The organism is Verrucomicrobiota bacterium (assembly GCA_016200005.1).
Lineage (GTDB): Bacteria > Verrucomicrobiota > Verrucomicrobiia > Limisphaerales > PALSA-1396 > PALSA-1396.
The window spans coordinates 1-11,930 of sequence record JACQFP010000073.1 but is presented as its reverse complement, the minus strand read 5'-3'; the positions used below and the strand labels follow the sequence as shown (position 1 = coordinate 11,930).

Annotated in this window: 10 protein-coding genes and 1 pseudogene; 7 read left to right on the top strand and 4 right to left on the bottom strand. The window is 55.9% G+C overall.

What is annotated here, in order from left to right; genetic code table 11:
* Positions 1–194: 194 nt before the first annotated feature.
* Both HY298_24125 and HY298_24120 read right to left on the bottom strand, forming a co-directional pair.
* On the bottom strand, positions 195–1,016 hold the full coding sequence (locus tag HY298_24125; GenBank protein MBI3853346.1) for a hypothetical protein: 822 nt from the start codon (positions 1,014–1,016) through the stop codon (positions 195–197).
* A 161-nt stretch (positions 1,017–1,177) separates the two neighbouring features.
* Complete coding sequence (locus tag HY298_24120; GenBank protein MBI3853345.1) at positions 1,178–1,978, bottom strand: histidinol-phosphatase HisJ family protein; 801 nt, start codon at positions 1,976–1,978, stop codon at positions 1,178–1,180.
* A 243-nt stretch (positions 1,979–2,221) separates the two neighbouring features.
* Between HY298_24120 and HY298_24115 the strand changes: the two genes are divergently transcribed.
* Entirely contained in the window at positions 2,222–3,490 is a 1,269-nt protein-coding gene (locus HY298_24115; GenBank protein ID MBI3853344.1) for an adenylosuccinate synthase, read from the top strand.
* Positions 3,491–3,539: 49 nt separating this feature from the next.
* Here the strand turns inward: HY298_24115 and HY298_24110 are convergent, their stop codons facing one another.
* On the bottom strand, positions 3,540–4,100 hold the full coding sequence (locus HY298_24110; GenBank protein ID MBI3853343.1) for a hypothetical protein: 561 nt from the start codon (positions 4,098–4,100) through the stop codon (positions 3,540–3,542).
* A gap of 244 nt (positions 4,101–4,344) precedes the next feature.
* Here HY298_24110 and HY298_24105 point away from each other — a divergent pair, with 244 nt between their 5' ends.
* The 6 genes and pseudogenes from HY298_24105 to ispG all read left to right on the top strand — a co-directional run bounded on the left by HY298_24105 (position 4,345) and on the right by ispG (position 11,018).
* A complete protein-coding gene (locus HY298_24105; protein ID MBI3853342.1) occupies positions 4,345–5,076 on the top strand; it encodes an isoprenyl transferase in 732 nt (243 codons plus the stop codon).
* Positions 5,077–5,136: 60 nt separating this feature from the next.
* Positions 5,137–6,057: a CDP-archaeol synthase gene (locus tag HY298_24100; GenBank protein MBI3853341.1), complete on the top strand. Its 921-nt coding sequence runs from the start codon at positions 5,137–5,139 to the stop codon at positions 6,055–6,057.
* A gap of 79 nt (positions 6,058–6,136) precedes the next feature.
* A pseudogene (locus HY298_24095) lies at positions 6,137–6,495 on the top strand (four helix bundle protein).
* 21 nt (positions 6,496–6,516) lie between these two features.
* The gene (locus HY298_24090) at positions 6,517–7,653 is read left to right on the top strand and encodes a 1-deoxy-D-xylulose-5-phosphate reductoisomerase (protein MBI3853340.1); all 1,137 of its coding nucleotides are present in this window, start codon (positions 6,517–6,519) and stop codon (positions 7,651–7,653) included.
* Positions 7,654–7,761: 108 nt separating this feature from the next.
* Positions 7,762–9,162, top strand: a complete 1,401-nt coding sequence (rseP, locus tag HY298_24085; GenBank protein MBI3853339.1) for an RIP metalloprotease RseP — start codon at positions 7,762–7,764, stop codon at positions 9,160–9,162.
* 5 nt (positions 9,163–9,167) lie between these two features.
* On the top strand, positions 9,168–11,018 hold the full coding sequence (gene ispG, locus HY298_24080) for a (E)-4-hydroxy-3-methylbut-2-enyl-diphosphate synthase (protein ID MBI3853338.1): 1,851 nt from the start codon (positions 9,168–9,170) through the stop codon (positions 11,016–11,018).
* Between the two features lie 474 nt (positions 11,019–11,492).
* Here ispG and HY298_24075 read toward each other — a convergent pair.
* A partial coding sequence (locus HY298_24075) for a hypothetical protein (GenBank protein ID MBI3853337.1) occupies positions 11,493–11,930 on the bottom strand: 438 nt, incomplete at its 5' end.

Sequence of the window (11,930 nt, the reverse complement as noted above, 5' to 3'; positions counted from 1 at the left end):
CCCGGTCTTCGACCACCCTCTCCCCATCGGATGGGGAGAGGGAAGGGGTGAGGGGCAATCCGGAAATTAATTTTGGCAAACAGTATAGAGGCTTTGTAATCCGATTGCGCGGCGCTTGTCACTGTTCCGCTTGAAAATAAAAAACCGCGCGTTGGAAGCAACGCGCGGTGATGCGCAACTGGTTCAACTATTCCTCAGGGCAATAAGGTGCTCAGCACACTGTTGCTGGCGCTGTTCCAGATGGCCACGCTGTGAATGTCCAGAATGTCAGGTACGCCCGCCGGCAGACCATCGATGCGCAGCTCGCCGTTCGCGTCGCTGGCGTTGGTTGATACCACGTTGCCGTAAATCACCAGCAGGAAGTTCGTGCTCGGATCGAGGCGTTCGGCCTGCAGATGGAACTGGACGAAGTTCTCCGTGGCTTTGATGCGCAACGTGCCTTCGGCATCGGGATCGGCGCCGTCATTGGTCAGTTTCCGTTTGACGAGATACTGCAGTTTATCGGGGGCGGTCAGGTCCGCCCGCAACACGACCTGGGTGGTGACCAAGACAATTTGAGTGGTCGTATTGGCGATTGCCAGTTCGCGGATGTTGCTGATGGGGTTGAGCACCGTCGGCAGCGGCGTTTTCCCTTTGCCCTGACCCTGGCCCTGGTTTGACGAGTTCTTCTGATAATGAAAGGCGGCGGCGCCATTGGTGTCCGTGTCGAACTGGGTGACGAATGTGAAGTTGGTGTCGTTACCCAACAAGGCAAACAACAGATAGGACCCGGCGGCGTTCAGACTTGCGGCCGTGATGTCCAGTTTCTGATTGTTGGCATTGCCCTGCTTGTTTTGTTTCGCACTGACGAAACCGGTGGCGTTGGTGTTCGATCCTTCGGGACTCATCGCTTTGCGAACGAAGAAATGCAGGATGTCGGTCCCGCCTCCCTGTCCACTGGCGTGAGAACTGGCCACCATTCCGGCAACGCCGATAAAAACCGAGGTTGCGACAATAAACATAAGTCTTGATTTCATGTAATTCCTTTCGTTGTGAGAATTAATTTACTCCTACGAGCCTGACCCTAGCACAAGACAGTCAGGAGCGTCAAAAGAATTCTTGGGGCTGGAGATTTTTGGTCGTGGGCAATTCCTGCCGTGGCCGCAGGCGATGTTGCCGGCCATCCCGCCGAACCCAGTCAAATCGGCACGCGCTCGCGCTTTCGTTGTGTAAAACGACAGCAGTGGGTGTAGCCCACGTCGCGGGCCAGTTGCACGGCCTCGGCAAAATTCATCCCCACCTCCTCCGGCGCGTGCGCATCCGAAGCGAACGTCAACGCCACGCCAAGTTGGGATGCCATCTGCAGAATTCTCTTGCTGGGATACATCTCCTGGCAATCTTTGCGCAAACCGGCGGTGTTGATTTCAATGGCGACGTTTTTCTTCTTTGCCGTCCGCAAGAATTGGTCGAAAAGAGGCGTGCAATCCTGTTGCGGATAAAAGCAAAACTTTTTGCACAAGTCGGCGTGTCCGATGATTTCAAACAGCCCTGAATCCGCCGCCTGGGTGAGACGCTCGAAATATGCCGTCCAGACTTCAAACGGGTCGCGCTTCTTCCACTCGGAAAGTTTTTTGGGATTGTCCAGGTCCCAGGAATCGGAAACGTAATGGACCGAGCCGATGAGATAATCCCACGGATGGCGAGCTGCCAGATCTCGAATCCAATCTTCATGCCCCGGCAGGTAATCCGTCTCCAACGACAACTTGATCGTAAGGTTCGGATGATCGCGCCGCGCCTTCTCGACTTTCTCGACGTATTCGTCGAGTTGATCGATCCGCATGTGCCAGTCGTCGAAATCGTCACGGATCATCGGATTGTGGTCGGACATTCCGATTTCCTTCAGGCCCATCTTGATGGCGTGCGCAGCGTATTCCGTCGGTTCGCCGACGGCGTGTCGGCAAAGCGGGGTGTGCATGTGGTAGTCAGCAGGCAAAGCCATGAATCAACATTCAACTCAATTTGAATCCAGTTACGAGAACAAAAAGATGGTACAATTTCAAATCAGAACGGGACGGGGGAATCTATTTGGAAGAGGATAAGGAGTTTTCTCATGGAGTCGTACACAGCATATTCCGGCGTTGACAGCCGCGTTTCGCCTCTTTACCGTCCGCCCGTAAATAGCGTGAGTTGACCCCGAATTTACACTTCGGGGCTTTTTATTGTCGCACAGGACAAATTTATTATGGCCAATACAATTCTAGTGGGCGCGCAGTGGGGCGATGAAGGCAAGGGCAAAATCATCGACGTGTTGACGGAGCAGGCCGACATCGTCGTCCGCACCCAGGGCGGCAACAACGCCGGTCACACGGTCTTCATCGGCCCGAAGAAATATGTTTTGCACCTGGTGCCCTCCGGCATCCTTCGCAAAAAGAAAATCTGCGTCATCGGCAACGGGGTCGTCGTGGACCCAATCAATCTGGTGGAAGAAATCAAAGGTTTAAACAAGCTCGGCATCAAAGTGGGCGGCAACCTGTTGATCAGCGAAACGTCGCACCTGGTCTTTCCGTATCACCGCGAGCTGGACGAGCAGCGCGAAATCCTCAAGGGCAAGAACAAGATCGGCACCACCAAACGCGGCATCGGCCCGGCCTACGGCGACAAGGCGGCGCGCACCGGCCTGCGCATGATTGATTTGATGCACACGGAACGGTTTGAGGAGCAACTGCAATTCAAAATCAAGGAGAACAACGAAATTCTGAAAGCGTTCGGCGCGAAGCCGCTCTCCTTCAAATCGGTTCACGCGGCTTACCGTGCCGCGGGTGATTTCTTGAGACCATTCGTGGCGAATACGGTCGTGTTTCTCCACCAAGCCTGCCAGCGCGGCGAGAACATTTTGTTTGAAGGCGCGCAGGGAACATTCCTCGACATCGACCACGGCACCTATCCGTTCGTCACGTCGTCGAACACGACGGCGGGCGGCGCGTGCACTGGATCGGGCGTGCCGCCGCACCGGATGGACCGCGTGGTGGGCGTGATGAAAGCCTACACGACGCGCGTCGGCGAAGGCCCGTTGCCGAGCGAGAACGACGAGATCGCCGACTTGCTGCATAGCATGGGTCGTGAATTTGGCGCGACGACGGGAAGGCCGAGGCGCTGCGGCTGGTTTGACGCCGTGGCCACGCGGCACGCGACGATGGTCAATGGCATCGACGAACTGGCCGTGACGAATCTGGACGGATTGGATTCGTTGGAAACCATCAAGGTCTGTGTGGGCTACCGCATCGGCTCCAAACGTTACGAATACGTGCCCAGCGATATCGACCTGTTCTCGCGGTGCGAGCCGGTGTATGTCGAGTTCCCCGGTTGGCGAACTTCCACCAGCAAGATTCGCAAATGGAAAGACCTGCCCGCCAAAGCGCGTTCCTACTTGAAGGCAATTGCGGAATTGTCCGGCGCGAAATTGACGATTGCTTCGGTGGGGCCAGCGCGGGAACAGACGATTTTTGTATAGTCAAAAGGGCAAACACTGGAATCCAAGAGAGTTCCCGCTTCTGACGAAGCTACGGGAACACGCGAGCGCGCTCGTCGATATCTAGCGGCGTAACGTCAAAAGGCTGGCTTTCTGCGACTGTGAATCCCTGCAAACGCATCTGTACGGGGACCGAAAAGGGATTCCATCGCTCAACTAATTTACCTAAACGCATCCTGATACTAGGCTCCCGACTGGCTCCCTTGGCGGTCAGACCATACACAAAAAGTTGATACCTTCCTCCGGGTGGCGGCGTCGGAACCACAAAAAGAATATTCGTCCCCTTCGCAGTGCAGTTCACTTCAGCGAAGCCGTTCGAGTTCTTCCAGACCTTATGATCGGTCGGCCTAAAAAGAACGGCAGCACCCGTCAACGGCTCATCTAGGTTATTCACCAATTCGAGTGCGACGATCTTACCGGGCAAGGATGTCGCTTGAATGAGCCCATTCGTTTCGTAAAGAAAGCGGACGCGCAAAGGCGCCTGTGAAGAATGGATGGCGGAAAGCGCTATTAGAAACAAGAGTAGCGCCGCGCCGAGGGTAAGCTTGCCTTTATGCTGGCGCCATTTCATGTTATTGCGGCGTGAGGCCATGCACGATGCACACCGTTGCGCGAAATTTATTTCCTCTCATGCCCCAGAGGTTGCGCCGTTTATAGGGTTGAGAAGAGCAGAACGTCAAGGAGCAAGTGCCATCCCGAAGTCTCCGATCTGGCCGAGGATTCCAGTATTGATCGCACAAAACATTCTAGCTTTGAATGCTACACGACACCGATGCCTTTTGTTTTTGCTGTGCGCCGGTGAACTGGTAACCTCCGGCTCACGATTGTTTGTGAGCATGCCAGCCGTCCATCTTAGCACTGAAGCCAAGGCCTCGTTGCCGCAGCACGTGGCCATCATCATGGATGGCAACGGCCGTTGGGCGAAGGAGCGTCATCTGCCGCGTGTAGAGGGCCATCGCGCGGGTGCTGAATCGGCGAGGGTCATCATTCGAACAGCCGGCGAACTCGGCATCAAGTATCTCACGCTCTACGCCTTTTCGGTTGAGAATTGGAATCGGCCCAGAGACGAAGTGGATGCGCTGATGAAATATCTCATTCACTATCTCAAAAGCGAAACGCCGGAACTGAACAAGAACAATGTGAAGTTGGAAGTCATCGGCCAGATTTATCGGCTGCCCGAAAACGTGCAGGAACACCTCAAGAAATCCATCCAGACGCTTTCGAAAAACAACGGTCTCACGCTCATCATGGCGCTGAGTTACGGCGGCCGAACCGAGATTGTGGATGCCGTGCGCAGCATCGCCGAGAAGGTGAAGCAGGGCAAAGTCGATCCGGCAGACATCACCGAGCAGGTTTTCGCGCAGCATCTTTATACGCGGAGCTGGCCCGACCCGGACGTGTTGATCCGCACCAGCGGCGAAATGCGGGTCAGTAATTTTCTTCTCTGGCAGATTTCCTACGCAGAGTTGGTGGTAACACCCACACTCTGGCCCGATTTTCGCCGGCCGCAATTCCTAGCGGCGTTGGAGGAATACAACCAGCGACACCGGCGGTTCGGAGGGTTGTGAATGCGCGCCGGCAAAATTCAAAACTAGACAGTTCTGGTCAGACCGCTAACTTCTTCAGGCATGCCCGAAGCCGTCATTCCCGCACCGCCACTTTCCAAGGCACAAATCTTCTTCCGCCGCCTCTTGAGTTTCGTCGTGTTGTGGACGGTGGTGATCGCGGCGCTGTTTTCCGGCCACAAATGGATTTCCAACTTTGTGTTCCTGGGGATCATGGTGTTGCTGGCGGGCTTCGGGTTGGCTGAGTTCTACGGACTGGTGGAGAAACGTGACCTGGTTTGCTTCAAGGCCTGGGGAATTTTTGGCGGGTTGCTGTTGATCGTGGCAACGTTCTTGCGAGTGTCGGGCGCATGGGGAAGCGACGGCGGGCCGGCGCGCGTAAATGATTTTGAAACCAGTTTTTTAATCCTCTTCGTTTTGGGCTTGTGCGTGCGGCAATTCGTTTCGCGCAGCAACACCGCCGGCATCCTGGCGATATCAACCACGCTCTTCGGGTTGATGTATGTGCCGTGGCTGCTGAACTTCATTCAGAAGATCAATTTCTTTCCCGGCATCGGCGACAACGGAAAATTTTACGTCCTCTATTTCATCCTCGTCACCAAGTTCAGCGACACGGGTGCTTACGCCGTCGGCTCGCTCATCGGCAAACATAAGATGATACCCCGCATCAGCCCCGGCAAGACGTGGGAAGGCTTCGGGGGAGCGATTGTCGTTTCGACCGCAGCGAGTGTGGTTTTTGCGCATTTGCTTGGGGACAAAATGCCGGGCATGAACCTCGCCCACGCGGTCGTGCTGGGGATTTTGCTGAGTTCGGCTGCGGTGGTGGGGGATCTGATCGAGTCGCTTTTCAAGCGCGAAGCCGGGGTCAAAGATTCGGGGAACTGGTTTCCAGGCGTGGGCGGCATCCTCGACTTGCTGGACAGTTTGTTGTTTAATGCGCCGTTGATGTATTTGTATCTAAGGCATGTGCTCACGCATCTGTGAGTCATTTACGATTTACGATATACGATTTGCGCGCCCTTCGACAAACGACGACAAAACAAACCATCAACCTTTGAATCTTATGACACGCGAAGAAATGAAAGACCGGACAAAAGCATACGCAAACCGCGTCGTCCGGCTTTGTTCGGCGCTCCCTAAGAATTGGATCGCGCAAACGCTTGGCAGGCAATTATTGCGTAGTGGAACATCCGTTGGTGTGAACTACCGCGCAGTGTGCCGTGCCAAGTCGAACGCTGACTTCATCAACAAGCTGCGCGTTGTGGAAGAGGAGTGTGACGAATCCTTGTTCTGGATGGAGTTACTTGTGGATAACAACTTGATTAGAGCCTCCCGGCCTCCACGAGTTGATGAAAGGGAAACGAGATTCTCGCAATCGTGGTTTCGTCGGCAAAGACCGCTCGCACCTCCAGCCGGGCGTAAATCGTGAATCGGAAATCGTAAATGAAAAACGTCGTCTTACTCGGCAGCACCGGCTCGATCGGCACCAGCACCGTCAAGGTGGCGGAAGATTTGCCCGACCATATCCGCCTGCTGGGCTTGGCGGCGGGGAACAATTCCGAACTCCTGCGGGAACAAACGCGCAAGCACCGGCCCGAAGCCATCTCCATCGGCGACCCGGCCAAGGCGGCGGAGTTGCGCGACGATTTCGGAACGAGCACCGAGGTCTTTTGTGGTGCGGAAGGATTGATCAAACTCGCCACGCTACCCGCGGCGGACATCGTGCTGATCGCCATCGTCGGCACGGCGGGGTTGCAACCGGCGCTCGCCGCCATTCGCGCGGGCAAGGACATTGCCGTGGCTTCCAAGGAGATTCTCGTCATGGCCGGCGAGATTGTGATGAGCGAGGCGCGCCGGCACGGCGTGCGCGTGCTCGCCGTGGATAGCGAACATTCCGCCATCTTTCAATGTCTCGAAGACAAGCCGCGTGATTCCGTGCGCGTGCTCTGGCTGACGGCGTCCGGGGGACCGTTCCGCGCCACACCCAAGGAGGAATTTCCGAACATCACCGTCGAACGCGCGTTGAAGCATCCTTCCTGGGTGATGGGCCAAAAGATCACGATTGATTCCGCCACGCTGTTCAACAAGGGACTGGAGATGATCGAGGCGCGGTGGCTCTTTGACATTGAAATCGCCCGCGTGCGCGTGGTGGTGCATCCGCAGAGCGTGGTGCATTCGATGGTGGAGTTCGTTGATGGCTCGTTGATTGCCCAACTCTCCTCGCCGGACATGTGTTTGCCGATTCAATATGCATTGACGTATCCGGATCGCGTGCGCAGCGACCGGGTGCAGACCAGCCTCGCGCAACTTGGCAGTCTGACCTTTGAAGAGCCGGACCTGGAACGGTTCCCTTCGTTGAATCTGGCGCGTCGGGCGGGCGAGCAGGGTGGCACGCTGCCGGCAGTATTGAACGCCGCGAATGAAGTGGCGGTCGAAGCCTTCGTGAATGGCCGGATCAGTTTTATGCAAATTCCGCAAACGGTGGCGCGTGTCATGGATGGCCATAAACTCGTGCCTCATCCGACACTCCAGGAAATTCTTGAAGCGGATGCTTGGGCGCGCAAAGAGGCGGCGGTTTGAAGTGCACATTACCGAGGGGGTTTCGCGGTGAGGAATGTTTCCAGCATTGCTAGTTTTGGAATCGCCGCTATATTGAATGCGCCGATGTGTAAAGCGGCTTTATAACGAATGACTATCTTTAATATTTTATATGTGGTTTGTGCCGTGTTGCTGTTGTTTGGCGCCGCAATCTTTGTCCACGAACTCGGCCATTACTGGGTGGCGCGGAAGCGTGGGATGAAAGTGGAGGCTTTCGCCATTGGATTCGGCCCAAAGATTCTTGGCTGGAAAAAAGACGGGATCGATTACGCATGGCGACTAATCCCCGCCGGCGGGTACGTCAAGTTGCCCCAGATGGTTACTTCTGAAACGTTGGAAGGAAGCAAATCATCGGCGGACGAATCAATCCCTCCGGCCTCGCCGCTCTCCAAAATCCTGGTGGCCTTCGCCGGCCCATTCATGAATGTGGTCTTCGCCTTCGCCATTGCCACGCTGATTTACTTCGTCGGACTCCCGGTCGCGGTGAATCCGTCGATAATCGGTTACGTTGAACCGGGTTCAGCCGAGGCAAAACTCGGAATCAAGGAAGGCGACCGCATCGTTTCGGTCAACGGAGAAAAAGTAAAATCGTGGCAGGATGTGAGCATGTACACCATTCTGGCGCGCACGAACGTGATTGCCGTAGCCATTGAGCGCGATGGGGCTCAAAAAACTTACCAACTCACTGCCACGGTGAATGAATCCGTTGGCTTGAAATTGCTGAACCTCGATCCACGCGACCATCCTGAAGTCATCGAAATCATTTCCGGTGGCGCTGCCGAGAAGGCGAAACTTCAGCCTAAAGACGTGATCCTTTCTTTTGCAGGAATGCCGGTCGCCAGTCGCGAACAACTGATTGACCTCATCCGCAAGCGAGGCGGTCAGGAAAGTGAAATGCGCGTGCAACGCGGTCCGGAGAAAATCACAATCACGATTACCCCGTTGGTGGACCCCACAACAAAACTCGGCCGGATCGGCGCCGCTTTGGGCAGCAATTCGGCGATGGTTTATCAAGTACAACGGCCAGGGCCAACGCCTTGGGAACAGGTGGTTGAGGTTTTCGACAAGACCATCAAGACCATCAGTGCATTAGTTCATTCCAAAGAAACCGGTGTCGGCGCAAAAGATTTAAGCGGGCCGGTGGGAATCCTCTCGGTGCTGGCGGCGCAGGTGAATACCGATTATCGACTGGCGCTCAGCTTTTTGGTGCTGCTGAACATCAACTTGGCCATCCTAAATCTGCTGCCGGTGCCGGTGCTGGATGGCGGGCACATCATGATGGCTATTCTTGAAAAAATCCGCCGCCGGCCGTTGAGCGTGAAGTTTGTGGAATACACTACGACGGTTTTTGCTGTGCTGCTGATTTCTTTGATGCTGTATGTCACGTTTTTCGATATAAAGCGTTTCCGCTTCTTCAAGTCGATGTTCCGAACTGACACTCAGATCGAAAACGTAGAAAAGCCGACCGCGGCTCCGACGCCCGCGAAATGATTCGGATGCAATACTGCGCGTCCCCATTCCTTTATCAACGCCGCAAGAGCCGTGAGATCATCGTCGGCGATCCAAAGAATGGCGGTTTCATCATGGGCGGCAACCATCCCGTCGTGCTGCAATCCATGCTCACGTGCGACACGATGGACACGGCGGAGTGCGTCAAACAAACGCTCGAACTGGTCGAGGTCGGCTGCCAGCTCGTGCGCATCACCGCACCGACGGTGAAGGACGCGGCGAACTTGCAGAACATCGTCGCGGAACTCCGCCAGCGCGGCTGCCTCGTGCCGATTGTCGCGGACATTCATTTCAAGCCCGAAGCCGCGATGGAAGCGGTGAAGTGGGTCGAAGTCGTGCGCGTGAATCCCGGCAACTACGCCGACTCAAAAAAATTCGCCGTCAAGGAATACACCGACGACCAATACGCCGCGGAGTTGAAACGCATCGAGGACAAATTCACACCGCTGGTGCTCGAAGCCAAGAAACTCAAGCGCTGCCTCCGCATTGGCACAAACCACGGCTCGCTTTCCGACCGCATAATGAATCGCTACGGCGACACGCCCCTCGGCATGGTGGAGAGCGCGCTGGAGTTCGCCCGCATCTGCCGCAAACACGACTTCCACAACTTCAAGTTCTCCATGAAGTCGTCCAACCCGAAGGTGATGATCGAATGTTACCGACTGCTCGTCGCGCGGCTCGAACAGGAAGGGCCGGATTGGAATTACCCGATTCACCTCGGCGTCACCGAAGCCGGCGAAGGCGAGGACGGGCGCATCAAGAGCGCCATCGGCATCGGCTCGCTGCTGTGCGACGGCTTGGGCGATACGATTCGCGTCTCGCTTACCGAAGATTCGCCGCGTGAGATCGAGGTTTGCCGCGATTTGTTGGCGCAGATTCCGGTTCTCACGAATCACGAATCACGAATCACGAATCACGGCTTTCCCTTCGACCCTTTTCATTTCGAGCGTCGCGAAACGCCGGAAATCGAATTGAACGAGAACACCAAATGCGGCGGCGAACAACTCATTCGCGTCGTCGTCACTCGGGCTACGTGGGACAAAGTTGCGCCAAAGATTCGTCCCAAGGACGACGTGAAGCCCGAGGCGGTTTACGAAGACCTCAATGTTGCGGAGCTTGATCCGACGCAGGACTTCGACATCAACTGCGACACTCAACTTGTAACGGTGAAGGACGGCGCAAATCTCCCGGCCATTGCTGCGTTCCGCCTGCTGGCGTCGAAGCTGAAACGGCTTGGGCGCAACAATCCGATTCTCCTCAAGGACATTTTGTTTTCCGATGGTAGCCGCCGACGTCAGTCGGCGCAAACTTCTCCAACGAATCAAAGTGCGCCGACTGACGTCGGCGGCTACGAAGTTTTGGAGCCAAAGATCGCCCTCCTCCGCGCCTCCGTCGTCATCGGTTCGCTGCTGGCGGACGGAATTGGCGACGCGATTTTGATTCGCGGCGAATCCGGCGCGGGCCAATCGCTGCGCCTGGCTTACAACATTTTGCAGGCGGCGGGTTGCCGTTCGTTCAAGACGGATTATGTCGCGTGCCCGTCGTGCGGACGGACGTTGTTCAACTTGCAGACCGTGACCGCGCGCATCAAGACGCGCACGGAGCATCTCAAGGGCGTGAAGATCGCGATCATGGGCTGCATCGTGAACGGCCCGGGCGAGATGGCGGACGCGGACTTTGGCTACGTGGGCGGCGCGCCCGGCAAGATCAATCTCTACGTCGGCAAGACGCCGATCAAATTCAACATCCCCGAAGCCGAAGCCGTGGAACGCCTCGTGGATTTGATTCGCGAACACGGGAAGTGGGTTGAGCCGGAAACTTCGGTAATGAGCGTGTGAGGCATAAAAGCAACTATTTCCGAAGGACCTCCCGCCCATTTCAGTAAGTTTGCATTGGACAATTCGCATTCAACCCGCGCGGTGCTCGACGGGCAGAGAATCAAGTTGAACGAAAGTTCAGTGATAGCGAACGCTTGTTAAAGATCACTGGATCCCAATGGCTCTTAATCAAGAAAGGTCATGGCCGTACAGAGGAAGTCCTGACGAAATTGATCAGCGAAGATCGATTTGGGTGATGGACGCTTGAATGGTTGGGCGAGCGCGAAAACGAAAACGGTTTGCGACCCGGCTCACAGCGGAAAGGGAAACGACAAAGACCGGTGTCAACTTCCGCGAGCCTTCAAGCCGAACGGAATTCATCAGGACCGATCGCCAAGCTGCTTTCGGGAAATCCGAACCCGCGCGACAAAAGCAAACAGGAGAGACCGGGACAAACCCCGCTCTCTCCTGCGGCACTTTATGGTTCGTTCCGTCTTAAGGATACCTCAACCGGTAGAAGGTGTTGCCGGTTCCAATAGGCACAGTCACTGTGTTCGAGCCACCACCAACGATTGGTGTCGGCGCCGGCGTCCAAGTGATCGGCAGAGTGAGGCTGGGTGTTTGCTCCAAAACAAAGGGGTTGCAGCACGGTACCGGCCATGAAACCACCACGTTGGTACCTTGTAACCCAATGCTCAAGACGGGCAGCGTGTCCACCGTCCAGGTGATGACGGTCGTTTTGGTGGCGGTGTTGCCGCAGCCGCCGGTCGCCGTGTAAGTCAGCGTGCGCGTGCGCACGCACCCATTGGTCGCGTCCACACTGGCACAGGTGATGACCGGTATGTCGTTGGTCGGACAATCATCAATCGCAAACACATTGGTCGGGTCCAGGTTGCACACCGGAATGCTCGCCGGGTTGCACCCCAGATTCGT

What these genes read in the sequence shown, in the direction of transcription:
- HY298_24090 (MBI3853340.1), top strand. Translation starts at nt 6,517, where the DNA reads ATGAAAAACGTCGTCTTACTCGGCAGCACCGGCTCGATCGGCACCAGC.
- HY298_24105 (MBI3853342.1), top strand. Translation starts at nt 4,345, where the DNA reads ATGCCAGCCGTCCATCTTAGCACTGAAGCCAAGGCCTCGTTGCCGCAG.
- ispG (MBI3853338.1), top strand. Translation starts at nt 9,168, where the DNA reads ATGCAATACTGCGCGTCCCCATTCCTTTATCAACGCCGCAAGAGCCGT.
- HY298_24125 (MBI3853346.1), bottom strand. Translation starts at nt 1,016, where the DNA reads ATGAAATCAAGACTTATGTTTATTGTCGCAACCTCGGTTTTTATCGGC.
- HY298_24120 (MBI3853345.1), bottom strand. Translation starts at nt 1,978, where the DNA reads ATGGCTTTGCCTGCTGACTACCACATGCACACCCCGCTTTGCCGACAC.
- HY298_24115 (MBI3853344.1), top strand. Translation starts at nt 2,222, where the DNA reads ATGGCCAATACAATTCTAGTGGGCGCGCAGTGGGGCGATGAAGGCAAG.
- HY298_24100 (MBI3853341.1), top strand. Translation starts at nt 5,137, where the DNA reads ATGCCCGAAGCCGTCATTCCCGCACCGCCACTTTCCAAGGCACAAATC.
- HY298_24110 (MBI3853343.1), bottom strand. Translation starts at nt 4,100, where the DNA reads ATGGCCTCACGCCGCAATAACATGAAATGGCGCCAGCATAAAGGCAAG.
- rseP (MBI3853339.1), top strand. Translation starts at nt 7,762, where the DNA reads ATGACTATCTTTAATATTTTATATGTGGTTTGTGCCGTGTTGCTGTTG.